Annotated in this window: 24 protein-coding genes; 8 read left to right on the top strand and 16 right to left on the bottom strand. The window is 63.9% G+C overall.

Features of this window, described 5'->3' with window-relative positions; translation table 11 throughout:
• Positions 1 to 27 precede the first annotated feature (27 nt).
• The 4 genes from FJ942_RS15240 to FJ942_RS15225 all read left to right on the top strand — a co-directional run bounded on the left by FJ942_RS15240 (position 28) and on the right by FJ942_RS15225 (position 4492).
• Positions 28 to 2088, top strand: coding sequence for a prolyl oligopeptidase family protein (locus FJ942_RS15240; protein ID WP_140898101.1), 2061 nt, complete (start codon positions 28 to 30; stop codon positions 2086 to 2088).
• A 67-nt stretch (positions 2089 to 2155) separates the two neighbouring features.
• On the top strand, positions 2156 to 2296 hold the full coding sequence (locus tag FJ942_RS15235) for a capsid protein (protein WP_140495676.1): 141 nt from the start codon (positions 2156 to 2158) through the stop codon (positions 2294 to 2296).
• 49 nt (positions 2297 to 2345) lie between these two features.
• Positions 2346 to 3725 (top strand): aspartate aminotransferase family protein, encoded by a 1380-nt coding sequence (locus FJ942_RS15230; protein WP_140898099.1) that lies wholly within the window; start codon positions 2346 to 2348, stop codon positions 3723 to 3725.
• 122 nt (positions 3726 to 3847) lie between these two features.
• Complete coding sequence (locus FJ942_RS15225) at positions 3848 to 4492, top strand: cytochrome c oxidase assembly factor Coa1 family protein (RefSeq protein ID WP_140495678.1); 645 nt, start codon at positions 3848 to 3850, stop codon at positions 4490 to 4492.
• Positions 4493 to 4763: 271 nt separating this feature from the next.
• Here the strand turns inward: FJ942_RS15225 and mmsB are convergent, their stop codons facing one another.
• A complete protein-coding gene (mmsB, locus tag FJ942_RS15220) occupies positions 4764 to 5648 on the bottom strand; it encodes a 3-hydroxyisobutyrate dehydrogenase (RefSeq protein WP_140495679.1) in 885 nt (294 codons plus the stop codon).
• Between the two features lie 26 nt (positions 5649 to 5674).
• Positions 5675 to 6841, bottom strand: coding sequence for an isobutyryl-CoA dehydrogenase (locus FJ942_RS15215; protein WP_140898096.1), 1167 nt, complete (start codon positions 6839 to 6841; stop codon positions 5675 to 5677).
• Between the two features lie 144 nt (positions 6842 to 6985).
• Here FJ942_RS15215 and FJ942_RS15210 point away from each other — a divergent pair, with 144 nt between their 5' ends.
• Both FJ942_RS15210 and FJ942_RS15205 read left to right on the top strand, forming a co-directional pair.
• A complete protein-coding gene (locus FJ942_RS15210; protein WP_140898094.1) occupies positions 6986 to 7600 on the top strand; it encodes a dimethylsulfonioproprionate lyase family protein in 615 nt (204 codons plus the stop codon).
• A 3-nt stretch (positions 7601 to 7603) separates the two neighbouring features.
• Positions 7604 to 9079: a cobyric acid synthase gene (locus FJ942_RS15205; protein WP_140898092.1), complete on the top strand. Its 1476-nt coding sequence runs from the start codon at positions 7604 to 7606 to the stop codon at positions 9077 to 9079.
• Here FJ942_RS15205 and FJ942_RS15200 read toward each other — a convergent pair whose 3' ends face one another.
• The 4 genes from FJ942_RS15200 to FJ942_RS15190 form a co-directional block, all read right to left on the bottom strand.
• A complete protein-coding gene (locus FJ942_RS15200) occupies positions 9080 to 9496 on the bottom strand; it encodes a VOC family protein (protein WP_140675723.1) in 417 nt (138 codons plus the stop codon).
• Positions 9497 to 9581: 85 nt separating this feature from the next.
• Positions 9582 to 10421: an AraC family transcriptional regulator gene (locus FJ942_RS15195; RefSeq protein ID WP_140898090.1), complete on the bottom strand. Its 840-nt coding sequence runs from the start codon at positions 10419 to 10421 to the stop codon at positions 9582 to 9584.
• An 84-nt stretch (positions 10422 to 10505) separates the two neighbouring features.
• On the bottom strand, positions 10506 to 10673 hold the full coding sequence (locus FJ942_RS28535) for a hypothetical protein (protein WP_181169595.1): 168 nt from the start codon (positions 10671 to 10673) through the stop codon (positions 10506 to 10508).
• A gap of 56 nt (positions 10674 to 10729) precedes the next feature.
• Entirely contained in the window at positions 10730 to 11515 is a 786-nt protein-coding gene (locus tag FJ942_RS15190; protein ID WP_140898088.1) for a TSUP family transporter, read from the bottom strand.
• A gap of 186 nt (positions 11516 to 11701) precedes the next feature.
• On the opposite strand from FJ942_RS15190, the gene FJ942_RS15185 reads away from it, so the two are divergent.
• Complete coding sequence (locus tag FJ942_RS15185) at positions 11702 to 12133, top strand: TerB family tellurite resistance protein (RefSeq protein ID WP_140495687.1); 432 nt, start codon at positions 11702 to 11704, stop codon at positions 12131 to 12133.
• 95 nt (positions 12134 to 12228) lie between these two features.
• Here the strand turns inward: FJ942_RS15185 and FJ942_RS15180 are convergent, their stop codons facing one another.
• The 5 genes from FJ942_RS15180 to FJ942_RS15155 form a co-directional block, all read right to left on the bottom strand.
• Entirely contained in the window at positions 12229 to 13851 is a 1623-nt protein-coding gene (locus FJ942_RS15180) for a dipeptide ABC transporter ATP-binding protein (protein ID WP_140898086.1), read from the bottom strand.
• Entirely contained in the window at positions 13848 to 14717 is an 870-nt protein-coding gene (locus FJ942_RS15175) for an ABC transporter permease (RefSeq protein ID WP_140517241.1), read from the bottom strand. Before FJ942_RS15175 ends, FJ942_RS15180 begins: the two co-directional genes overlap by 4 nt.
• Positions 14714 to 15661, bottom strand: a complete 948-nt coding sequence (locus FJ942_RS15170; protein ID WP_140555073.1) for an ABC transporter permease — start codon at positions 15659 to 15661, stop codon at positions 14714 to 14716. The genes FJ942_RS15175 and FJ942_RS15170 overlap by 4 nt, the downstream gene beginning before the upstream one ends.
• A gap of 301 nt (positions 15662 to 15962) precedes the next feature.
• Entirely contained in the window at positions 15963 to 17441 is a 1479-nt protein-coding gene (locus FJ942_RS15160; protein WP_140817468.1) for an ABC transporter substrate-binding protein, read from the bottom strand.
• 158 nt (positions 17442 to 17599) lie between these two features.
• On the bottom strand, positions 17600 to 18874 hold the full coding sequence (locus FJ942_RS15155; protein WP_140656537.1) for an acetylornithine deacetylase/succinyl-diaminopimelate desuccinylase family protein: 1275 nt from the start codon (positions 18872 to 18874) through the stop codon (positions 17600 to 17602).
• A 217-nt stretch (positions 18875 to 19091) separates the two neighbouring features.
• On the opposite strand from FJ942_RS15155, the gene FJ942_RS15150 reads away from it, so the two are divergent.
• Positions 19092 to 19520: a L,D-transpeptidase gene (locus FJ942_RS15150; protein ID WP_140495693.1), complete on the top strand. Its 429-nt coding sequence runs from the start codon at positions 19092 to 19094 to the stop codon at positions 19518 to 19520.
• A gap of 46 nt (positions 19521 to 19566) precedes the next feature.
• Here the strand turns inward: FJ942_RS15150 and FJ942_RS15145 are convergent, their stop codons facing one another.
• From FJ942_RS15145 to FJ942_RS15125, 5 genes are read right to left on the bottom strand one after another with little or no spacing between them, the layout of a single operon-like run.
• The gene (locus tag FJ942_RS15145; RefSeq protein WP_246679799.1) at positions 19567 to 20535 is read right to left on the bottom strand and encodes a lipid A biosynthesis lauroyl acyltransferase; all 969 of its coding nucleotides are present in this window, start codon (positions 20533 to 20535) and stop codon (positions 19567 to 19569) included.
• A gap of 12 nt (positions 20536 to 20547) precedes the next feature.
• Positions 20548 to 21576, bottom strand: coding sequence for a zinc-binding dehydrogenase (locus tag FJ942_RS15140; RefSeq protein ID WP_140517233.1), 1029 nt, complete (start codon positions 21574 to 21576; stop codon positions 20548 to 20550).
• Between the two features lie 37 nt (positions 21577 to 21613).
• Positions 21614 to 22885 carry a beta-ketoacyl-ACP synthase gene (locus FJ942_RS15135; protein ID WP_140495696.1) on the bottom strand — a complete coding sequence of 424 codons (1272 nt, stop codon included), beginning with the start codon at positions 22883 to 22885 and terminating at the stop codon, positions 21614 to 21616.
• Positions 22886 to 22926: 41 nt separating this feature from the next.
• Positions 22927 to 24114, bottom strand: coding sequence for a beta-ketoacyl-ACP synthase (locus FJ942_RS15130; protein WP_140579795.1), 1188 nt, complete (start codon positions 24112 to 24114; stop codon positions 22927 to 22929).
• A 17-nt stretch (positions 24115 to 24131) separates the two neighbouring features.
• A complete protein-coding gene (locus FJ942_RS15125; RefSeq protein ID WP_010909964.1) occupies positions 24132 to 24413 on the bottom strand; it encodes an acyl carrier protein in 282 nt (93 codons plus the stop codon).
• Positions 24414 to 24592: the final 179 nt, after the last annotated feature.

Here is a 24592-nt window from a genome sequence, read left to right as displayed (position 1 = left end):
CCGCCCCCCGATTTCCCGGAGACCCCCATGACCATTTCGACGACAAAGCCTGGCTTGGCGACCGATGATCCCTTTCTTTGGCTGGAGGAAAGGACGAGCAAGGAGGCGCTCGACTGGGTACATCGCCAGAACGAAGTCACGGTGGGGCAATTGCAGGGCGATCCGTCCTACCAGGCGTCGTTCGAAACCGCGCTCGATCTGATGACCGCCGAGGACAACATCGCCGTCGGCTCCGCGCTCAACGGCTATGTGTATAATTTCTGGCAGGACAAGACCAATGTGTTGGGCCTGTGGCGCCGCACGACGGTGGCTTCCTACAAGACCGACAGACCGGACTGGGAAACCATCATCGACTTCGACCAGCTCGCGGCGAAGGAGGGAGTGAAGTGGGTGTTCGGCGGCGCCAACCGGCTCTACCCCGATTTCAACCGCTGCCTGGTTTCGATGTCGCCTGATGGCGGCGACGCCAGCGAGATGCGCGAATTCGACATCGCCGCCAAATCGTTCGTCGAGGACGGTTTTCGCGCGCCCGCTTCCAAGTCCGGCTTCGGCTGGCTCGACAAGGATACGGTGATCGTCTCGGCAGCCTTCGAAGAGGCCGACAAGACCGAATCCGGCTACCCGCGCGTCGTCAAATTGTGGACGCGCGGCACGGACCTTGAAGACGCGACGCCGATCTTCGAAGCGCAGAAGGAAGACCTCGCCGTCGGCGCCGGCCTGGAGTTCGATGGCGAGAAGCGGCATTTGTTTCTAACGCGGACGCTCAACTTCTTTGCATCGCACAGTTTCCTGCGTCTCCCGTCAGGTGAAAACAGACGCATTCCGTTGCCTGACGACGTTACCGACACGGCGCTCTTCAAGGACCAGATGGTGTTTGGCGTGCGTACGCCTTGGACGGCGCCGGATGGAACGGCCTGCCGGCCGGACGGGCTCTATTCGTTCGATTTCGCTCATTGGATCGAGACCGGCAGTTTCGGCGCCATCGAGACCTTGCTCGCGCCGGCGCATCGCGTGTCCATCGCCGCTCTCGCCAGGACGCAGGACCACCTGTTCATCAGTCTGATGGACGATGTGCGCGGCAAGGTTGTGGCCTGCGAACGCAGGGAAGGCGCCTGGTCGCTGAAACCGGTCGCATTGCCGGAAAACGGCACGGTAGGCATCAGCCATGCCGAACATTTCGGCGCCAGCGTCTCCTTCTCTTTCACCGATTTCCTGACGCCGAGCTCGATCATCTGGTCCGACGACAATGGCGAGACGCTCGCCACAGTGAAGTCGCAGCCGTCGCGATTCGATGCTTCGCAGCTCGTCTCGGAACAGTTCGAGGCGCGCTCGAAGGACGGCACGATGATTCCCTATTTCGTCGTCAGGCGGCGTGACCAGAAGGGCCCGGTGCCGACGCTGCTCTACGGCTATGGCGGCTTCGAAGTGCCTTTGCTGCCTGGCTATGCCGGCGTGCGCGGCAGGCTGTGGCTGGAGAAGGGCAATGCCTATGTGCAGGCCTGCATCCGCGGCGGGGGCGAGTTCGGCCCGGCCTGGCACCAGGCAGCGCTCAAGGGCAACCGGCAGAACGCTTTCGACGATTTCGCGGCGGTCGCGCAGGATGTCGTCAGGCGCGGCATTGCGACAGCCGCCTCGCTCGGCATCCAGGGCGGCTCGAATGGCGGCCTGCTGACGGGCGTCTCGTTGACGCAGCATCCGGAGCTGTTCGGCGCCGTGATCATCGAGGTGCCGCTGCTCGACATGCTGCGCTACACCGAATTGCCGCCCGGCGCGTCGTGGATGGCCGAATATGGCGATCCGTCGAAGCCGGAAGATGCGACCTGGCTGGCCGCCTACTCGCCTTACCAGCATGTCGAGGCCGGTGCCTATCCGCCGGTGCTGCTCACCACCTCGACCGCCGACGACCGGGTGCATCCCGGCCATGCGCGCAAGATGGCCGCCCGCCTGCAGGAGGCCGGCCACGCCGGGACGCTCTTCTTCGAAGAGACCGAGGGCGGCCATGGCGGCCGCGGCGACCGCCGGCCGCAGGCGGCACAGGCCGCGATGAAGTACGTTTTCCTGCAGAGGACGCTAGGCGGGAAGGGCTGAACCGAAAGCCTTCGGACCGGAGCGAAGGGTGGTTCACCTCGAACCTTCTTTGCTCTAAGGTGCCTTCATGGCTCCCGTGGTGACATTGGCCGGCCTTTTCGGGGTTCGGGCATTTGGGGGCGCGGTGACGCCGTCGCTGCGCACGTTGCGCGCCGAGCTTTTGCGGCTTTGCGCCCGCATAGGCTATTCGCCACCCGCTATCCTCTGAAGAATCCGCCCCGGCGCAGCCGGATTGGTTCCAGAGGAAGATCAGATCCATGACCTATCAAAATTATTCGCTGAAGCAGCTTCAGCAGATCGACGCCGCGCATCATCTGCATCCGTTCACCGACCATAGGGAATTGCGCGAGGCCGGATCGCGCATCATCACCCACGCCAACGGTCCCTTCATCTACGATTCCGAAGGGACGGAACTGCTCGACGGCATGGCGGGGCTGTGGTGCGTCAATATCGGCTATGGCCGCGACGAGCTCGCCGAGGCTGCCTATGCGCAGATGAGGGAGCTGCCTTACTACAATTCCTTCTTTAAATGCTCGACGCCGACGCCTGTGCTTCTGTCGAAGAAGCTGGCGGAGATCGCGCCGAAGAATGTCAACCAGGTGTTCTATGGCTCGTCCGGCTCGGAAGCCAACGACACTGCGCTCAGGCTCGTGCGCCACTATTGGGTGCTCGAAGGCAAGCCGCAGAAGAACCGCGTCATCTCGCGCAAGATGGCCTATCACGGCTCGACCATCGCCGGCACGTCGCTCGGCGGCATGGACGCCATGCACAAGCAGCTCAACGGAGAGGTGCCCAACATCGTCCATGTGATGACGCCGTACGCCTATGAGCTGTCGCTGCCGGGCGAGAGCGATCATGATTTCGGCCTGCGCGCGGCAAAGGCGGTCGAGGACGCCATCCTCGAAGCCGGCGCCGACAAGGTCGCCGCCTTCATTGGCGAGCCGGTGATGGGAGCTGGCGGCGTGAAGATACCGCCGGCAAGCTATTGGCCCGAGGTACAGCGCATCTGCCGCAAATACGATGTGCTGCTGATGCTGGACGAGGTCATCACCGGCTATGGCCGCACGGGCGAATGGTTTGCCGCGCAGACGCTTGGCATCCAGGCCGACACCATCACCACCGCCAAGGCGCTGACGTCGGGCTACCAGCCGCTGTCGGCGCTGCTGGTCGGCGATCGCATTGCCTCGACGCTGATCGAGAAGGGCGGCGAGTTCAATCACGGTTATACCTATTCCGGCCACCCCGTGGCTTGCGCCGTGGCGCTGAAGAACCTGGAGATCATGGAGCGGGAGGGTCTGGTCGACCGCGTCAGGAGCGACACCGGGCCCTATTTCGCCAAGGCGCTGCAAGAGCGCATCGCCGGGCACGAGCTGGTCGGCGAGGTGCGTTCGATCGGGCTGATGGGTGCGATCGAGATCGTCAAAGACAAGGCGACCAAGGAGCGGTTCCTGCCGGCTGGAAGTGCCGCGGTGACCGTGCGCGACCATGCGATCGCCAACGGCATGATGCTGCGCGCCACCGGCGACACAATGATCCTGTCACCGCCGCTGATCTGGACCCGCGACACGATCGATATGGCCTGCGAGCGTATCGGCAAGGCGCTCAACCTGGCGCAAGCGGATCTGCGCAAACGGTAAAAGAAATGGCCGGGCGTTCGTGATCGAGACGCCCGGCCGCTGGCCCCAGACAGACTGAGGGTTCCGGTCGCCGGCGCTATCGGTTACAACCCGCCAAGGCAGTTTTGCCGACGGGGAACGCGATGGCCGGACAACCGCTCAACCAGCCCGCCGAAATCCCGGCTGAGCTCGATCGCTGGAATTGGGGCGCCTTCTTCCTCAACTGGATCTGGGGCATCGGCAACTCCACCTTCATCGCCCTGCTGGCGCTGATCCCGATCGTCAACATCGTCATGATCTTCGTGCTCGGCGCGCGCGGCAGCCGCTGGGCATGGCGGAACCGGGTGTGGCGCGATGCCGAGCAGTTCCGCAGAACGCAGCGCAACTGGGCGATCGCCGGTCTTGCCGTCTGGGTGCTTAGTATCGGGGGCTGCGCGACGATGGTCGGTGGCATCCCTTTCATGATCAAAGGCAGTGACGCCTATCACATGACCATGGAGGTCGTTCGCGCCGATACCCGGGTGAAAGCCGCCATCGGCGACGACGTGACCGCCAATTTCTGGGTCGGCGGCCATCTCAACGTCAACGCAGATGGGACGGGTGACGCGCAGTTCAGCATTCCCATCCACGGCGCCAAGGGAAAGGGCACGGTGTTTTCGCATCTTGTTCGCAATGCAGGCACGTGGAGCACGCACCTGCTCGTGGTCCGGGTCGAGGGCGCCGATGCGCCGATCGTGCTGACCAATGAAGATCACGTGCCGATCCCGAACGCGGCAATCGGAATATGAGGGATGTCGGATCCTGGAACGCAAAAACCGCGCCCCACCGGGAACGCGGCTTTGCCAGATACGCTTGGCGTTTCGCTACGCAAACACTTGGCGAAACTTACGGGCTCCGGTACGCGAGACCTGATCCGGAGCGCCGGGCGGACGCGATATCCGCCTCGCAGTCCGTTTTATAGGGACATCGTTACCGCGGAGTTATCGAGAGCTTAAGCAAACCTAAATTTTGCGGTTCTCCGGCGAGGCGTACGAAAGAAAAACGAGCTTTATCAATTGCTTATTGATTGGCGCCGCGCAGAAAATTTATGATCCCGGAAAAATCGGCGCCGGCATTCCCTTGCGCGTTGAACAGGCCGTAGAGCTGTGTCGCTTCGGCGCCAAGCGGTGTCACCGCGCCCGCGGCTTGTGCGGCTTCCTGCGACAGCTTCAAATCCTTCAGCATGAGCGCGGCGGCGAAGCCGGGCTTGTAGTCGCGGTTGGCGGGCGAGGTCGGCACCGGGCCGGGCACCGGGCAATAGGTGGTCAGCGACCAGCACTGGCCTGAAGAGGTCGAGGCAACGTCGAACAGGGCCTGGTGCGCCAGGCCGAGCTTTTCGGCCAGCACGAAGGCCTCGGCGACGCCGATCATCGAAATGCCGAGAATCATGTTGTTGCAGATCTTGGCCGCCTGGCCGGCGCCGTCGCCGCCGCAATGGACGATGCGCCCGGCCATGGGGTTCAGGATCGGCTCGGCGGCGGCGAAGGCGTCGTCCGAGCCGCCGGCCATGAAAGTCAGCGTGCCGGCGGCGGCACCGCCGGTGCCGCCCGAGACCGGCGCATCAACCGACAGCAGGCCGTGCTTTGCGGCGATGGCATGCGCCTTGCGCGCCGATTCGACGTCGATGGTCGAGGAATCGATGAAAAGCGCGCCCTTCTTTGCCTTGGACGCGATCTCTTCGTAGACCGACAGGACATGCTTGCCGGCGGGCAGCATGGTAATGACAACATCCGCATCTTTCACTGCGGTCAAGGCATTGGCCATGATCGTAACGCCATGTTCTTTGGCGACGGTGAGGTTTTCGGACATTAGGTCGTAGCCGTGCACGGCATACCCCGCTTTGACCAGGTTCGCCGCCATTGGATTGCCCATATTCCCAAGGCCGATGAAGGCGATTGTGGTCATTGTGTCTCTCCCGGAGTTTGCACGCTTCAGCGACCGATCAACGCGCGGGCGATGATGACGCGCATGATCTCGTTGGTGCCTTCGAGGATCTGATGCACACGCAGGTCGCGCACCAGTTTCTCGATGCCGTAATCGTGCAGGTAACCGTAGCCGCCGAGCAGCTGCAGCGCATCGTTGGCGACGTTGAAACCGGTGTCGGTGACGAAGCGCTTGGCCATTGCCGACCATTTCGAGGCATCCGGTGCCTTGCGGTCGAGCTTGGAAGCGGCGGCATAAAGAAAGATGCGCGCCGCCTGCAATTCGGTCTCCATGTCGGCCAACTTGAACTGCAAAGCCTGGAACTGGTTGATCTTCGAACCGAAGGCCTTGCGCTCGGCTGTGTAGGACAGCGCCTTGTCGAGAGCCGACTGCGCGCCGCCCAGCGAGCAGGCGGCAATGTTCAGCCGGCCGCCGTCAAGCCCGGCCATGGCGATGCCGAAGCCGGCGCCTTCGCCTGACAAAAGGTTTTCAGCCGGCACCTTGCAATCCTCGAAAATGACCTGGCGGGTCGACTGCATATGCCAGCCCATCTTGTGCTCATTGGCGCCGAAGGAGAGTCCCGGCGCATCTTTCGGCACGACGATGGTGGAAATGCCTTTTGGTCCCTCGGCGCCGGTGCGCACCATGACGGCATAGATATCGCTGTCGCCGGCGCCGGAGATGAACTGCTTGGCGCCGTTCAGCACGTAGTCGCCGCCGCTCTTCACCGCCCGCGTCTTCAGGGCAGCGGCGTCCGAGCCGGAACCCGGCTCGGTCAGGCAATAGCTCGCCAGCCATTCCATGGAGGTGAGCTTCGGCAGAAAGCGCTGGCGCTGGCCGTCGTCGCCGAAACGATCGATCATCGAGGCCACCATATTGTGGATCGAGATGAAGGAGGAAAAGGCCGGGTCGGCGTGGGACAGCGCTTCGAAGATCAGCACGGCGTCGAGCCGGCCGAGCGCGGAGCCGCCGACATCGTCCCTGACATAGATGCCGCCGAGGCCCAGCGGGCCAGTCTCGCGGATCACGTCGGCGGGGAAATGCTTGTTGCGGTCCCAGTCTAGCGCATTCGGCGCGACGCGATCGGCGGCGAAGGCCTGAGCCATTTCCTGGATGGCGCGCTGGTCCTCGTTGAGTTCGAACTGGCTGGTGCTCGCATCGACCACGGCGTCCATGGCGTGCTCCCTATATACTGGCCAGCTGGCTCGCTGGCCTGTCGTTTTTGGCTTTGCGCGCGCACCAATCTAGACCAATGATGCCGCCGCGCAACCCGAGCCGCCGCGGAGCGGCTGTGCGTCAATGCATGTCCGGAGCAAGATGTGACGACAAAATTCGATGAGCTGCTAGAGCGGTTCCACGCCTATCTCGCTTCCGTGGGTGACTTCCTGGTGCAGGATGCGGTGGCGCGCATAGGGTGGGATATGCCCGCCCGCGAGCTTGAACCGCACTCACTCGGCTGCCTGCGCCATCTCGATCGTGCCGCCGAATTGACACCGGCGCGGACCAAGCAGCTGGTGCAATTTCTGGCGCAGGAGCGCGGCGAATCGCGCTGGGGCCAGACCTACGGCGAGTCGGATTTCGGCAAGGCGTTCATCGACAATTATGGCTGGCTCGAAGTATTCGGCACCCGCGGCCACTTCGCCAACGACGAGGTCGCCGCCGGCGTGCTGATCCTTGGGCCTGATATCGTCTATCCCGACCACCATCATGTCGCCGAGGAGATCTATATCCCGCTGACCGGCGGCACCGAGTGGCGCATGGGCGAGGACAGCTTTCACAAGCGAGAGGCCGGCGAGGTCGTGTACCACGCTTCCAAGGTCAATCACGCCATGCGCACCGGCAAGGAGCCGTTGCTGGCGCTCTATATCTGGCGCGGCGGGCCGCTGGCGCAGAAATCCACGATCACCGGGACCGTGACGCAGGGCAGGGGCTGAGCCATGGCTAAAGCCATTATGCTGCAAGGCACGGGTTCGGATGTCGGCAAGACCGTGCTGGTCGCAGGGCTGTGCCGCGCCGCAAAAAAGCGTGGGCTGAAGGTGCGTCCGTTCAAGCCGCAGAACATGTCGAACAATGCCGCTGTCGCCGATATTCCCGGCGACAACAGGGCTGGCGGCGGCGAGATCGGCCGCGCGCAATGGCTGCAGGCGATCGCCTGCGGCGTGCCGCCATCGGTTCACATGAACCCGGTGCTGCTCAAGCCGCAGACCGATGTCGGTGCGCAGGTCATCGTGCAAGGCAAGGTGTTCGGCGAGGCGCGGGCGCGCGACTACCAGGCGTTGAAGGGCCGGCTGATGGACGCCGTTCTGGACTCCTGGGGCAAGGTCGGCGAGGGCGCCGATCTCGTCATCGTCGAGGGCGCGGGTTCGCCGGCGGAGATCAATCTCAGAAACCGCGACATCGCCAATATGGGCTTTGCGACGCGTGCCGATGTGCCTGTCGTGCTGGTCGGCGACATCGACCGCGGCGGCGTCATCGCCTCGGTCGCGGGCACGCATCTGATCCTGCCGGAGGAAGACCGGCGCATGATCGTCGGCTATCTCATCAACAAGTTCCGTGGCGACGTGTCGCTGTTCGACGACGGCATCAACGCGATCGAAGCGTTCACCGGCTGGCGCTGCTTCGGCGTCGTGCCGTGGCTGAAGGCCGCTGCCCGGCTGCCCTCGGAGGATTCGGTGGTGCTGGAGCGGCTTGCCTCCGGGGAGGCGCGTGCGCTGAAGGTGGCGGTGCCGATGCTTGGCCGCATCGCCAATTTCGACGATCTCGACCCGCTCAAGGCCGAGCCGCAGGTGGAAGTGGTATTCGTGCAGCCTGGAAAGCCGTTGCCGCAGGATGCGGGACTGGTGGTCATTCCCGGCTCGAAGTCGACGATCGGGGATCTGCTGAAATTTCGCGAAAATGGCTGGGACCGTGATCTTCTCGCCCATCGCAGGCGCGGCGGCCATGTCGTCGGCATTTGCGGCGGCTTCCAGATGCTTGGCCGCATCGTGCGCGATCCCGACGGCATCGAGGGCAGCGTCACCGAAGCGGAAGGGCTTGGCCTGCTCGACATCGAAACAGTGATGGAACCGGAAAAGACGGTGCGCAACGTCAGCGCCCGCTCGGTGCCGTTCGACCTGCCGCTCGAAGGCTACGAGATCCATCTCGGCCGCACCACCGGCCCGGACATGCTGCGGCCGTCGGCGATCATCAATGGCGCCGAGGACGGTGCGGTCTCGGCGGATGGCAAGGTGGTCGGAACCTATATGCACGGGCTGTTTGGCGCCGACGCCTTTCGAGGGAGGTTCCTCGAAAGCCTCGGCGTCAAGGGCGGCGGCATCGACTATCGCGCCGAGGTCGAGAGGGCTCTCGACGAGGTCGCGGCCCAGTTGGAGAGCCATCTTGACTGCGACGCGATCTTTTCGCTGGCGCGGTAGCTAGCTGCTCTTTTCTCCCGCCTTCGGCCAATAGGTGCCGAAGGACCAGACATTGCCCTCCGGGTCGCGGCAGATGAACTCGCGACTGCCATAGTCGCGGTCGGTCAATTCCTGGAGGATCGTGGCGCCTGCCTTCTTCGCCTTGGCGTAGGCGGCGTCTGCGTCGTCGACGGTGATGTAGATTGACTTGCCGCCGCCTGTGCCGGGTTCGCCAACCATTTTGCCGTAGTCGTCGTCGCGCGCGCTGCCGAGCATGATCATCGAGGAGCCGAAGACCAGTTCGGCATGGTGCACGACATCGCCTTCGCCGTAGCGAGCACGGATGCTGAAGCCGAAGGCTTCGCACAGCCAGCGGATCATTTTTGCGGCGTTCCTGTAACGCAAGGCGGGGTAGAGGCGGGGGGCTTCAGCGGGCATGGCAACTTCCTTCATTCGAGCTCATCGATGAACCCAGTCTGAGCGACAGCCGTTCCGGCGTCTTGAAGAAATGTTACCCGGGACTTCAGGCCTGTGCCGAACCCTCGATCGCGGTCGGTGTCTCGCCGGCAAGGTCGCGGAACTCACGCACCAGATGCGCCTGGTCGGCATAGCCGCAATCGGCCGCGATGTCGGCCCAATCGCAGGCTTGCTGCCTCGACAGGCCAAGCGCGCGGTTGAAGCGGACGATGCGCGACAGCGTTTTCGGGCCGATGCCGGTCGCGTCCGCGAATTTCCCCGCCAGATGCTTGCGGCTCCAGCCCAGCCTGTCGGCCAGTGACGAGACGCGCACGCGGCCGCCGGAGGCGAGGATCCTGTCATAGGCCCAGGCAACCCCGGCCTGCGTTTCCGGCGCATCGGCCAGCCGGGCGGCGACGAACATCTCGACAAGGGCAAAACGTTTGCTCCAGTCCGCCGCGTTGCCAAGCCGCTCGCGCAAGGCGACGCCTTCGATGCCGAGCACATCGTCCAGGCTGACCATGCGGTCGGTCAACCCGCTCATCGGCTGGCCAAAGAATCGGCGTGCGCCAAGCGGGGTGAAATTGACCTGGACGCAGCAGGCGCCGCCGAAGGATTCGATCATCACGGGTCCGGCATAGAGGCCGGCGGCGAAACTGGCGAAGCGATCATTGTCGCCGGGCGGCTTGCCAAGGCCGATGGCGAAAGGTTCGGCGAAGCTGATGACCAGAGGCACGGTAAGGGAGGCATATTCGACATTGCGGTGATGGCCGGGCGCCGTTTCGCGATAACCGCAAATGTCTGACACAATGCCCGCGAGGGCAGGGCTGGGAAGGCGCCGCCGCATCTCGAACCGCCCGGGGACTGACCGGTCCTGTTCCTCCTGACATGGCATCTCGATTGGCATCGACAGGACTCTAGCAGAGCCCGGACCCGAATCAAAAGCGCCCGGCTTTTGGCCGGGCGCTCCGAATTGCCTGAGATTTGAATGTCAGGCGCCGCGCATCAGGCAGCCGCCGGCACGCACGAGGTAAGCAATGGGCACGGTCCACACCGACGCGAGTGGATGAACGAAAGAGGCCGAGGGCGGCGAGAATGCCGATGAGGCGATGACAAGGGAGATGATGAAAACAATCTCGGTAGGTGCGCTGAGATTCATGTGCGGGTCCTCTCCTCGACATGATTCGAACAGCGGCATTCCATCAGGCGCGCGGGTCACACACCAATCAGGACGCGCAGCGGGTTCGCCGGGTCGGCCAGGAGCTTCGCCGCCAGAGCGACGCAGACGATGACAAGCAGCGGCTTGATCAGCCTGGCGCCGATGCGCATGGCCAGGCTGGCGCCGAGGCGGGCGCCGAGGAACTGGGCGACGCCCATCATCAGGCCGATCTTCCAGGAGATGACACCGACCGCGGCGAAGACGACGAAGCCGCCGATGTTGGAGGCGAAGTTGAGCAGCTTGGTGTGGGCCGTCGCCTTGAGTACGCCGTAGCCGGCAAGCGCGACGAAGGCCAGCATGTAGAAGGACCCGGCACCCGGCCCGAACAGGCCGTCGTAAAAGCCGATGGCCGGCACCAGCGTTATCCCGAACAGGAAGGGCGTCATACGTTCGGCGCGGTCAACGTCGGTCATGTTGGGCTTCAGGGCGAAATAGAGCGCGATGGCGATCAGCACCAGCGGCAGAAGCGCCCGCAGCAGATCGGCGGGCACGACCGTTGCCAGCAAGGCGCCGACGGCACCGCCGGCAAGCGCCAGCAGCGCAGAAGGCAGTTGCCGGCGAAGGTCGACATGGCCTTTCGCGGCATAGTGGATGGTCGCAGATCCCGAGCCGAACATGCCCTGCAGCTTGTTGGTTCCCAGCGCCTCGACCGGCGAGAAGCCGGCCAGCAGCAGTGCGGGAATAGTGATCAGCCCACCGCCGCCGGCAATCGAGTCGACAAAGCCCGCGGCAAAACCGGCGAAGGCGAGCATGGCGACGGATTCTAAGGTGAAGTCGATCATCAGGGAGAAATCAAGCCAGAGATGCTCCGGCTTCGATCACGAACACCCCGTTTGCGCAAGACCGATTTCACGCTACTTCTATCCAAGCGCGTCGCGCCTGGATTTCGCGTTGTGCTGTCATTATCCCAAAACCGCTGCGCTTTTTTGGGCTACATGGATTAGAGGAATCGGCAAAAGGGGCTCCCGATGGCATTCGAACTGCTCGACCAGATACGCTCGATCTTCGATGGCGACCCCGGGGTGCGCAAGGTGGCGGACGACCCCGTGTTGTCGGCGGAACTTCTGATGCTGTTCCGCATGATCCTGGCTGACGGAACGGTCAGCGAGAGCGAGATGGTTGCCTTCCGGCGCATCTGCAAGGATGCCTTCGGCATTCCGGAAACCAGCATCGACGCCGTCATCGAATATCTCAACGAATTCGGCTACGAAACCAATGGCTCACAGGCCATCGCGCTGTTCCGCGACCTCGATGTCGAGCGGCGCAAGCAACTGGCGCAGCATATGGCCGAGATCGCCAAGGCGGACGCGCAATTGGCCGAGACCGAGGTGCGCCTGCTGCGCCGCACGCTCGACCTGCTCGACATCAGCCCGGTCGACGTGGTGAAATCTGAGCAGTAGGTTGATGGGATCCCAGCCGGGCCGGCTGTCTACGGCAGCCTCCGGCATTTGCGGCCTTTCACTCACACGGCGGATTCGCTTCGCGAACCGATCGCTCACCCCTGCTCCTGCATACGGCGTGCAATTGCCCTGTGCAGGTCCGGCGCTGCGGCGACAAGCGCCTTGGCCGCCTCGGATTGCGGGTGATCCAGCACCTCGCTCGTCCGGCCACGCTCGACGATCTGGCCGTCATGCATGACCAGCACTTCGTCCGTTATGGCGCGGGCGACGGTGAGGTCGTGGGTGATGAAGAGATAGGCGATGCCGAGTTTCTGGTTGAGCTCGGCGAACAGGTCGAGGATCTGAGCGCGGATCGAAACATCGAGCGCCGAAACCGGCTCGTCGGCGACGACCAGTTTTGGGCGGGTGATGATGGCGCGGGCGATCGACAGGCGCTGGCGCTGGCCGCCGGAAAATTCGTGCGGATACTTTTCCATGTCGTGCTGGTCGAGGCCGACCTCGTGCAGCGCCTGCGCCACCATCTCGCGGCGCTCGGCGCGCCCCGGTTTCCTGTCCAGCACGTGCAGCGGCTCGGCGACCAGTTTCTCGACCTTCTGGCGCGGATCGAACGAGCCATAGGGGTCCTGGAACACCACCTGCATGTCGCGCCGCGCCGGCTTCAGGTCCGCCTCGCTCTTGCCGGTGAGGGGCTCGCCGCGAAAGCGGATGGTCCCCGAACTCGGCCGGTCCAGCGCCAGGATCATGCGCGCCAAGGTGGACTTGCCGCAGCCGGAGCGGCCGACCAGCGCCACCGATTGGCCCGGCGCCATCGACAGCGACACGCCGTCGACGGCGCGGATATCAGGCGCGCGCCGGAACAGGGAGGTGCGCCGGCCTGGATAGTCGCGCGTCACGCCCTCCACCTCGAGCAAGGGCCGGGCTGCCGAGGCGCCATGCGGCCGGGCGCGGGCCGGCACGTGCATCGAGGCCAGCGCCAACTGGCGGGTATAGGGGTGGAGCTGTTCAGAGAGCGTGCGGGCCGTATCGCCGGCTTCCATGACTTCGCCCCGACGAAGAATGGTGATGCGATCCGCCATCTCGGTGACCACGGCGAGGTCATGCGAGATCAGGAGCAGGCCCATGCCGCTCTCCGCGACAAGGTCGCGCAAGAGGGTGAGGATTTGCGCCTGCAGCACCACGTCGAGCGCCGTGGTCGGCTCGTCGGCGATCAGCAGCTTCGGCTTCAGCGCGCAGGCCATGGCAATGACGACGCGCTGGCGCTGGCCACCGGACAGCTCGTGCGGATAGCGCGACAGCGGGAATTTTGCCGATGGCAAGCCAACCCGGTCGAGCATTTTTCGCGCCCGCTCTTCCGTCTCGGCACGTGTTGCCTTGGCATGCCAGCGTATGCCTTCGGCGACCTGCTCGCCGATGGTCTTGAGCGGGTTCAGCGCGGTCATCGGTTCCTGGAACACCATGCCGATATCGTCACCGCGCAGGGCGCACATCTGATCCTCGCTTGCCGCAAGGATGTCGATACCGTCGAAGGTGACGCGCCCGCTGGCACGCGCGGCATATGGCAAGAGCCGCATGACGCTCAGAGCCGTCATCGATTTGCCGGAGCCGGATTCGCCGACCAGCCCCATTACCTCGCCGGGCGCGATGGAGAACTCGATGCTCCGGAGGATCGGCGTGTCGCCGATCGCCAGCGACAGATTGTCGATTTCCAGAAGGCTCATCGTTGCCGCCGCGATTTCGGATCGAGGATGTCGGCGATGCCGTCGCCCAAAAGGTTCAGCCCAAGCACGGTGATCACGATCGCCATGCCGGGAAAGATCGCCATCCAGGGCGCCACCACCATGCGGGTCTGGGCGTCGAACAGCATGCGGCCCCAGCTCGGCATCGGCGGTTGGGCGCCAAGGCCCAGATAGGAAAGCCCGGCCTCGGCCAATATGCCGAGCGCGAACTGGATAGTGCCTTGCACCAGGAGCAAGGTGGCGATGTTGGGCAGCACATGTTCGATGGTGATCAGCGCCTTGCCCTTGCCCGCGGCGCGGGCGGCGAGGATGAATTCGCGCGGCCAGATCGCCAAGGCGCCGGCTCGGGCGACGCGGGCAAAAACCGGGATGTTGAAGATGCCGATGGCGATAATGGCATTGATGGCGCCGGGGCCGAAGATGGCGGTGATCATGATGGCCGACAAAAGCGCAGGGAAGGCGAAGACGAGATCGTTGATGCGCATCAAGGCCTCGTCGACGAGGCCGCCGCGCGCCGCGGCGAAAGCACCGAGCGGCACGCCGACGCCCATGCCGATGCCGACCGCGACCAGCGCCACCGCGATCGAATTGCGGGCGCCGACCATGATCATCGACAGGATGTCGCGGCCGAAATGGTCGGTGCCGAACCAGTGCGCCCAGGACGGCGCCAGCGTCTTGTCGGATATCACCAGCCGGGTCACGTCATAGGGCGTCCAGAGATAGGAGAGGATCGCCACCGCCGCCACGAACAACGTGACGGCGAAGCCGGCAAGAAACGAGCGGTTGCCGAACGCCTTGACGAGGATGCCGCCCAGCGTCTCTTCGGGGATGTCCGGATGCAACATCATTGCCGGCTTCGGAGGCGCGGATCGACGACGGCATAAGAGAGGTCGACGACGAGGTTGACGGCGATGACCGCGGCGACCAGCAGCATGACGACGCTTTCCACGACGATCAGGTCGCGCTGGGTGATCGCCTGGAACACCAGCCGGCCGAGGCCGGGCAGGTAGAAGACGTTCTCGATGATGATGGTGCCGGCGAGCAGGAAGGCGAATTGCAGGCCCAGAATGGTCAGCACCGGGATCATGGCGTTGCGCAGTGCGTGCCGCCACAGGACCGCGCGATAGGGCAGGCCCTTGGCGCGGGCGGTGCGGATATAGTCCTCGTTCAGCACCTCGATCAGTGCCGAACGGGTGACGCGTGCCAGGATCGCGGCCTGCGGCAATGCGAGCGCCACAGCCGGCAGCAGCAGTGATTTCAGCGCCGGCCAGGCACCGGCCCCCCAACCGGGAAAGCCGCCGGCCGGAACCAGCCGCAGCCAGACCGCGAAGAGATAGATCAGCATCAGCGCGAACCAGAAATTGGGAATGGCGACGCCGAGCTGCGCGGCGCCCATCGCCGCTGTGTCACCCATCCGCCCGCGATGGTTCGCTGAAAACAGGCCGACCGGGATGGCGATGAGGGTGGATAGGGCGAGCGCAATCAGCGCCAGCGGCAATGAGACGACGAGACGCTCGCGCACGAGGTCGATGACCGGCACCGAATAGGTGTAGGAGCGGCCGAAATCCAGGCAGAGCAGGCCGCCGGCCCAGTGCAGGTAGCGCCAGGGCAGGGGCGCGTCGAGGCCCATCTGGTTGCGCAGCAGCTCAACCTGGTCGGCGCTGGCATTCATGCCCAGCATCAGCCGCGCCGGGTCGCCGGGCAGGATCTCCAGCACCGCGAAGACGACCATGGAGGCCAGCGCCAACGTGGCGGCGGCGATCGCGAGACGCCTGAGGAGGTAGGCGGTCATCGCTTGATCGGCCAACAGTCGAAATCGGCGCTGCCCCTCATCTGCCTGCCGGCATCTTCTCCCCGTATAGAGACGGGGAGAAGGACGCCTTCGCAAAGGATTTCGCCAATCTTCAGCGTTGCAGAAAGGGTGCCGAGGTTGCGGCCAGCCCCCTTCTCCCCGTCACTATACGGGGAGAAGTGCCCGGCAGGGCGATGAGGGGCGGCGCAAACCTGAAGCGATCGTCCTGCGGCTCGGGTCAGGCAGCTTGGCAGGGCAGAGGGGGGTGCGGAGCGCAAACGTCGCCTCTTGGCCAACGGCTTCACTCGTTCCACTTCACCTTGGTGAGATCATTGGCCTGGATCGGCGCGTTTTCCCACAGGCCCTGCAGCTTGGCGTCCCAGACGCCGACCTTGGGCAGTTCGTAGAGGAAGCCGACCACGGCGTCGTCGGCCAAGATCTTCTGTGCCTGCCCCAGCAATTCCTTGCGCTTGGCTTCATCGGAGGTGACGTCCAGATCGGCGATCACCTTGTCGAAGGCCGGATTGTCGTAATTGAAGTAATAATCCTTACGCGCATAGATACCGATGTCGTTGGGCTCGGTATGGGAGACGATGGTCAGGTCGTAGTCCTTCTTGGTGAACACCTGGTCCAGCCACTGCGCCCATTCGACCGGGATGATCTCGAGGTTGATGCCGACGTCACGGAGCTGCGAGGCGATGATCTCGCCGCCGAGCCTGGCATAGGTGGGCGGCGGAAGCTTCAACGTCGCCTTGAAGCCATTCTCCAGGCCTGCTTCCTTCAAGAGTTCCTTGGCCTTGGCGACATCGTGCGGATAGCGGCCGGTGAGGTCGACGTAGTCCTTGTTGGCCGGCGACATATGCGAGCCGATCGGCAGGCCGAGGCCGGCCGAGGCACCGTCGATGATCGCCTTGCGATCGAGCGCGTAGGAGATCGCCTGCCTGACCAGCAATTTGTCGAAGGGCGGCTTCTTGTTGTTGATCGACAGGATGGTTTCGCCTTCGGTCGAACCGATCACCACCTTGAAACGCGGATCGTCCTTGACCTGCGCGAGACTGTCGGGATCGAAGAATGGGAACGCCTGGATATCGCCGGAAAGCAATGCCGGTACGCTAGCAGCGGCATCGGGCACGATGCGGAACTCGACTTTGTCGAGGTAAGCCGGCGTGCCCCAATAGCTGTCGGATTTCACCAGCGTGATCGAGGATCCCTTGGCCCAGCTCTGGAATTTGAACGGGCCGGTCCCGACCGGCTTTTCCTTGTTGGCGTCAGCGGATTTCGGCGAGACGATGACAGCATCGCCCCAGCCCATATTGTAGAGGAAGGATCCCTGCGGGTTCTTCAACGTCACCTTGACCGTTGCCGGGTCGACCACGTCGACCATATCGATGGCTGCGAACAGGGCTTTTTGCGCATTGACCGAATTGTCGGCGCGGGCGCGGTCGAGCGAGAATTTCACGTCGTCGGCGCTGAAGCCGGCGCCATCGTGGAATTTCACGCCGGTGTGCAGCTTGAAGGTGTAGGTCTTGCCGTCGTCGGAGATGGTCCAGCTTTCAGCCAAATCCGGCAGGACCTCGCCATTTGGCCCGATGCGGGTCAAGCCTTCGAACACGTTGGCGTAGAGAACCTCGTCGATTGCCGCGGCCGCGCCGGCGGTCGGATCGAGATGTGGCGGTTCGAGCGGGATGCCGATGACCAGATCGGTTCGCGCCGCCAGCGCGGGAGTGCCGACGGCCAGCGCCAGGACGGCCGCGGCCAGGATGGTTTTCCACAATTTCATCGTGCTACTCCCCGTGTGGTCAAACATGCGCTCAAACCGGGCGAATAGAAGCGTGATTTCGCACGGGAGTAAATTGCGTTTCGTGCCGCGCGGCGGCGTAGCCGGGAATGTTTTTCTCCGGACGGCCGCGTCGACCGTTGGCTCTTGCCCGTGCGGCGCTATCGGGCGCCGCGCAGCAGCACGTTGAGCCCGAACGCCATCACCTTGGCCGATTCCACCATATCCGAGATGCCGACCCATTCGTCAGGCCGGTGGGCGAGATCGAGAATGCCCGGGCCATAGGCGATGCAATCATAGACATGGCCGATGCGGGCAATGTGCTTCTGGTCGTAGGTGCCCGGTGAAATGACGTAGTCGGGCTCGCGATCGAAGATCGCGTGGACGCCTTGCGCGATTGCCTTGACGACCGGAGCGTCGCGTTCGGTCATCAGCGGCAGCACCTCCATCAGGTCACGGATCTCGTAGTCGAACTTTTGCCGATCGCGCTTCAGCCGCTCGAGAATGCCGATCACCTCGCCCTTGACCGTGGCGAGATCCTCTTCGAGCAGGAAGCGGCGGTCGATGGTCAGCCGGCAGGAATCGGGCACGTTGGGCGAGGGCAGGCCGGGCCGGAAATCCTCGGTCTGGCCGCCATGGATGGAGTTGATGTTCATGGTCGAACGCTTCGCCCCTTCGGGCACGACCGGCATGCGCGTCATCTTGCGGTCGAGCGCGGGGAACAATTCGTCCTCGAAGGCCTGCAGCACGGCGCCCATATGGCGCACCGCATTGTCGCCGAGGAACGGCATCGAGCCATGCGCGATTTCGCCCTTGGTCTCGATCTCGGCCCACCAGACGCCGCGATGGCCAAGGCAGATGCGGTCCTTGTTCAACGGTTCGGGAATGATGACGTGGTCGACCCTGGGTTTCGAGAAATAGCCGAGCCTCGCCAGATGCGCGACACCGCCGAAGCCGCCAGATTCCTCGTCGACCGTGCCTGATATCTCGATAGCACCGGGAAAATCGGGAAATACCTCCATGAAGGCTTCGGCCGCGATGATCGAGGAAGCCAGGCCGCCCTTCATGTCGCAGGCGCCGCGGCCGTAGACCTTGCCGTCCCTGACGATGCCGGCGAAGGGATCGACGGTCCAGCCGTCGCCGGCCTCGACGACATCGATATGCGAGTTGAAATGGACGCAGGCGCCAGGCGAGCGCCCATCGAAGCGAGCGACGACGTTGACGCGCGGGTAGCGGTCGGTGTCGCCGGGCGTGCCCTCGGCACGGATGAACTCGGTCTGAAAGCCGCTCTTCTTCAGCCGCGCGGCAAGAAATTCGGCGCATGGCCGGTACGCTTCGCCGGGCGGGTTGATGGTGGGAAAGCGGATCAGCTCGGCGGTCAGCGCGACGAGATCGTCACGCCGGTCATCGATCGCTTGGAAGAGTCGCTCGTTCATGGCCCGAGTTGAGCAGCGATCGGCGTCGTTTTGCAAGTCCGCTGGCAATTAGGCCGTTGCGGCGTGTCGTTACGGCAACTCTTGCGGGAATTCGTTCAAATTCGCTGCTTTGGATTGGCGAATTGGTCAAGGGTATATGTTATGCCGTTCACCTGTCATTAAAGAGATGAAAAACGACGTGAAGGCAGGCAAGGGGCAATCAAAGGGGTTTGATCGCATGAAAAAGACAGTTCTCATGGCAGCAGCACTTGTCACGATGCTGTTGGGTGCTTCGGTGCAGAGCTGGGCAGCCAGCCTCATTGCAAATATAGACGTGTCGTCGCAGACGATGACGGTCAGGTACGGCCAGGAGGTCTACCGGTGGAGCGTGTCCACGGCTCGGTCCGGCTACTTCACGCCACGCGGCACCTACCGACCGCAGCGAACGGCCCGGATGTGGTATTCGCGCAAATACGACATGTCGCCGATGCCTTATTCCGTGTTCTTCCACGGCGGCTATGCCATCCACGGAACGGGCGCGGTGAGGCAGCTCGGCCGACCGGCGTCGCATGGCTGCGTGCGGCTGCATACGGCCAATGCGGCGGCTTTCTACTCGATGGTGCGAGAAGTCGGCTTCGGCAACACGCGCATCGTCGTGAGGAACTGACTGCTAAGCCGGCCACTGTGCCGGAGGCGCATCGGACGGATTCAGGCTAGGCGCTTCGGGTCTTTGCCTTGCGTCGCTTGCGGCTGATGTCCCATCTCTTGTGGAACCACATCCACTGGCCGGGATCCTCGCGCACCCAGCGCTCGACCACGTCGTTGAGGAGCTGGGTGGTGGCGCGCACGTCGACACTGCCATCGGCGGTGCGGGGCAATGTCAGCTTCTCTTCTATCTCGAGCCTGAAGCGGTTGCCCGGCAGCCTGACGCAGCGCGCCGGGTAGACGTCGCAATCATAATGACGGGCAAGTGTGCCGAGCACGCGATTGCTCTGGCAGGGGCGGCCGAAGAATGTCGTTTCCAGGCCGCCCGTGAACTTCTGGTCGACGAGGACCCCGATATTGCCGCCGTTTTCCAATACCGAGGCGAGCGCGAACGAAGCGCCCGCCATCGAGGGCAGCAACGATCCCATGGTCGCGCGGCGCGTCGAGAGGATGTAGTCGGCCAGGTACGGATTGTTGGGCGGGCGAAACAGCGCGGTGATATTCATGCCGAAAGTAGCCGCCGCCACCGGCAGCAATTCAAAATTGCCGAGATGTCCGGTGAAGACGATGTGCGGCTTCTTTTCGGCCGCGATCTCGACGAAATGGTCTACTCCCCTGACCTCGACACGGCCGGGACCGGTGGCGGCTGGATCGTAGTCGAACAAGGCGTCGAGAAAGATGTATTCGGCGGCGAGACGCGCCATGTTGCCCCACATGTCGGAGGCGATGGCCTGGATCTCGGCTTCGCTCTTGTGCGGATAGGCCTTGCGCAGATTCTCGACGGCCACATTATGGCGTCCGACCCATGGACCGATGCGGCGGGCGACGCGGTCGGCGAAATTCAGCGCGCTGTCGGGGGGCAGCAGGCGCAGCACCGAGATGATGATCATCGCAATGCGCGCGACCAGCCAGTGCTCGAACCGGCGCAATTGCCGGCCGTAGCGGAACATCAGGTCGCGGCGAAGCTTCTTCAACACAGAAGTCAGGGCCTAGACGACGCGTAGGATGATCTTGCCAAAGACGTCGCGGCCTTCCATGCGCTTCAGCGCGGCGTCGATGTCGTCGAAGCCGACTTCGGTATCGATGACGGGTGCGACCTGTCCCGCCGCCATCTTCTGCATGGCGTCAGCCATGTTCTCCATGCGGCAGCCGAAGGAGCCGAGCAGCTTCAACTGCTGCTGGAAGAGCTGCATCAGATTGACCTGCGCCGACACGCCGGACGTCGAGCCGCAGGTGACGAGCCGGCCACCGCGCTTCAGGCACAGCATCGAGCCGGCAAAGGTGTCGGCGCCGACATGTTCGAAGACGACGTCGACGCCCTTCTTCTTGGTCAGCTTGCGCACGACGCCCTCGAACCGGTCGTCACGGTAGTTGATGACATGATCGGCGCCGAGCGCCTTGGCCTTGTCTATCTTGTCGTTCGAGCCGACCGTGGTGATGACCGTGCAGCCCATCCGCTTCGCCAGTTGGATGGCGGCCGAGCCGATGCCGGATCCGCCGGCGTGGACAAGGATCGTCTCGCCGGGCTCGAGCCTGGCATTGTCGAACAGCATGTGTTCGACGGTGCCGAAAGTGACGGGGGCGACAGCCGCGCCGATCTCGCTCACGCCTGGAGGGACGGGGACCAGCAGGCGCGCCGGCAGGTTGATCTTCTCCTGCGCGAAGCCGTCGAGGTGGAAGCCATGAACGCCCGAGACGTGTTCGCAAAGATTGTCGCGGCCTTCGCGGCAGGCACGGCAAAGGCCGCAGGTGCGCGCGCCGTAGATCGAGACCAACTGTCCCGGCAGCAGGCCGGAAACGCCGGGACCGACGGTCTCGACCTCGCCGGAGGCTTCCGCGCCGACGACCAGCGGCAGCTTGCGCTTGGCGAAAGCCATGCCGCGCCAGCCCCAGACGTCAATGTGGTTCAGCGCCACTGCCTTGATGCGCAGCGTCACCTCGCCGAGCGCGGGCGGCGGCGGGGGCGGCAGGTCCACCGTTTCAAGACGGCGGTCCTCGATAAGTTGCAGTGCGCGCATGGAGCCTGTCGGTTCTGTTCTAGCGGAAGTGGCTCGCTTAGACCGGTTCCCGCGCCATGACAAGGCAAGTGTTTTGGCCGCCAAAGCCGAAGGAGTTCGAAAGCACGGTGCCAACCTGCGCATTGCGCTTCTTGTTGGGCACGACATCGAGCACGATCGCCGGATCGGGATTGTCGTAGTTGATGGTCGGCGGAATGACGCCTTCGCGCATGGTCATGAGAGAAAACGCCGCTTCCACCGCGCCGGCGGCGGACAGCGTATGGCCGATCATGGACTTGTTGGACGAGATCGGCATCGAGCCGATCCGCTCGCCGAACACCGTCGACAGCGACAGGTGCTCCATCTTGTCATTTTCCGGCGTCGAGGTGCCATGCGCGTTGACATAGTCGATCTCGTCCTCGCCCAGGCCGGCATCGGCGAGGGCGGCGCGCACCGCCGCGATGGCCGGCGAACCATCCGGCTTGGAGCGGGTGCGGTGGAAATCGTCCGCCTTTTCGCCGCAGCCGCGCAGAATGCCCAGAACGCTTGCTCCACGGGCGAGCGCTGCCTCCAGCGATTCCAGCACCAGAGCGCCGGAACCTTCGGCCAGCACGAAGCCGTCGCGGTCCTTGGAGAAGGGCTTGGAAGCCTTTTCCGGGATGTCGTTGTGGGTCGAAAGCGCCGACAGCAGCGAAAAACGGATCAGCGCCTCGGCGGTCGCCGAGCCGTCCGCGCCGATCGACAGCGCCCGGTCGCATTCGCCTCTGCGGATTGCCTCGACCCCAAGCTGGATGGCCGTTGCACCGGAGGCGCAAGCGGTCGACAGCGTGATCGGCAGGCCGCGCGTGCCGAAACGGTCGGCGAGCCGGTCGGCGATCGACCCGAACTGCGTGGTCTCGAATGTATCGAGCTCCTTCAAGCCGCGCGCCACCCGAAGCAGCCTTTCGGCACCGGCGTCATGCTTGTCGGAATTATAGAGCGCGAACCGCTCATGCCAGTCGAGTTCGACCGGCGGCGAGGCCAGAAACAGCGGTCCGCCGAAGTCGCTGGAATTGAGGCCGGCTTCGGCAACGGCTTCCTGCGCGGCCGTCTCCGCCAGTTCGTATGTGAGGGGGCTGGCGCCCTTCGAGCTCGACGCAAGGAAATCGACCATGCCGGAAATGCGGGTGTTGAGGTGGTCGACAGGGAAGCGGGTGATCGGGTGGATGCCCGATCTGCCCGAGGTCAGCGCCGTCCAGTTGTCTGATTTGCCGGCTCCAAGGGAAGTAACCACGCCGATGCCTGTGACGGCAACGATCGGCCTGCCCATGTGATCTCTGAGATTGGCCATCCGGAAGCCCTAACCTTTGTCGTTGTATGTGGCTGGCCGCTCTATGCGGCGTTGACCAGCGCCATGCCCTCGAATTGGTGGTAGCCGATCGCCGTTGCAAGGACGCTTCTTGGAATGCCTTCGAACGGTTTCTCGGCAGCGGCATCGAAAACGGGGTAGGCGGCCTTACGGTCGACGGCGAGCGCCGCCAGCGCCACGGCGAAGGGAAACTGCGCTTCCTTCATGTGGCCGGTCAGCGTCGCGAAGCCGCGCACCGCGATCGCGGGATTGCTGTCGAACGCCGACTTCTCGGCAGCGGTAGCCGCGTGAGCGCCTGAGGCGCCAGACAGGGAAAGCAAGCCGCCATTCGGCACGGCGGTCTTCTTGAGCAGCGCGGCGATCTCGGAATCGAGCTCGCCCTGCCGCCGCCTGGCACGGCCGGAGACGACCGGGCCGAGCTCGGCATAGATCCTGCGCCCCCGGCTTGCCGCGTGTTCGCGCTGCTCCAGCACCAGGAAAGCGCCGCCGGATCCCGATACCACGCCGCCACCTTCGGCGCCTTGCCGCTGCCAGACGGGCTTCCAGGCGCCGCGATGCAGGTAGCCGGCAAGCTCATAGCCGAGCAACATATCGGAATGTTCGGTCTGGAAGGCGCCGCCCACCAGTATATGCGTCGACTGGCCGGAACGAATGCGCGCGGCAGCCGTCTCGACGGCGGCTACGCCGGCGCCTTCCTCGCCCATGAAGGTCCTGGACGATCCCGTCACCTTGTGGACGATGGAGATGTTGCCGGCGAGCAGATTGGAAAGCTGTGCCAGGAACAGGGTGGGGCGCAGTTCGGTGGTGAGCTTCTCGTTGAGCAGCACGTCACGGTCGTTGCGGCTTTCCGAGGCGGCCAGGATGGCGGCATCGACCGCTTCGTCGCGCTCGCCGCCGCCGGCGGCCACGACCATGTCCATGGTCGTGCAGAGCTCGTCATTGCCCTTGATGCCGGCATCGTCCAGCGCAAGACCCGCGGCATAGGTGCCGAGCCTCTGCCAGGTTTCCATCTGGCGCTGGTCGCCGCGCTTGGCGATCTGCAGGTTCCAGTCGATCTCCGGCAGCGGATGGACGGTGTAGGGCGCGAAACGCTCGGCTTCGAGCACCGGCTTCTGATCCGGCTGAGTGAGCTTGCGCCAGTGTTCATCGGGGCCTTCTCCCAACGAGGAGACAAGGCCAATGCCGGTGATGACGACGTCGCGGGGGCTCATGGATGATCGGGTACGGATCAGGCGGTCTTGGCGGCGACCAGTGCGTCGATCTTGGCGCACAGGTTCTTCATGACAAAGTAATCGTCCGTCGAAGCCTTGCCGTCATTGACTTCTTGGGTCCACTTTTCCAGCGGCACCTTGATACCGAATTCCTTGTCGATGGCGAAGACGATGTCGAGGAAATCGAGGCTGTCGATGCCGAGATCGTCGATCGTGTGGCTCTCGGGCGTGATGGTGTCGATGTCGATCTCGCTGGTGTCGGCAATGATCTTGGCGACTTTGTCGAACGTGGTGGACAAGGGCTTTTCCTTCGGTTGCGGGCGGAATCTGTCCGCATCTTGTTTGGGCGCTGTCTAATCGGTTTTTCCCGGCAGGAAAAGGCCTGATACGCCGGGCGCAGATGGGTAGCGTGCCCAAGAAACGCAAGACGGGCCGCCGGTCAACCCGGCGGCCCCTCCATGGCTGGCGACCGCGGATG

This window comes from Mesorhizobium sp. B2-4-2 (assembly GCF_006442845.1).
Classification (GTDB): domain Bacteria; phylum Pseudomonadota; class Alphaproteobacteria; order Rhizobiales; family Rhizobiaceae; genus Mesorhizobium.
Note: the sequence above shows the minus strand (reverse complement) of the source record. Positions and strands in the feature narration are given on the sequence as shown.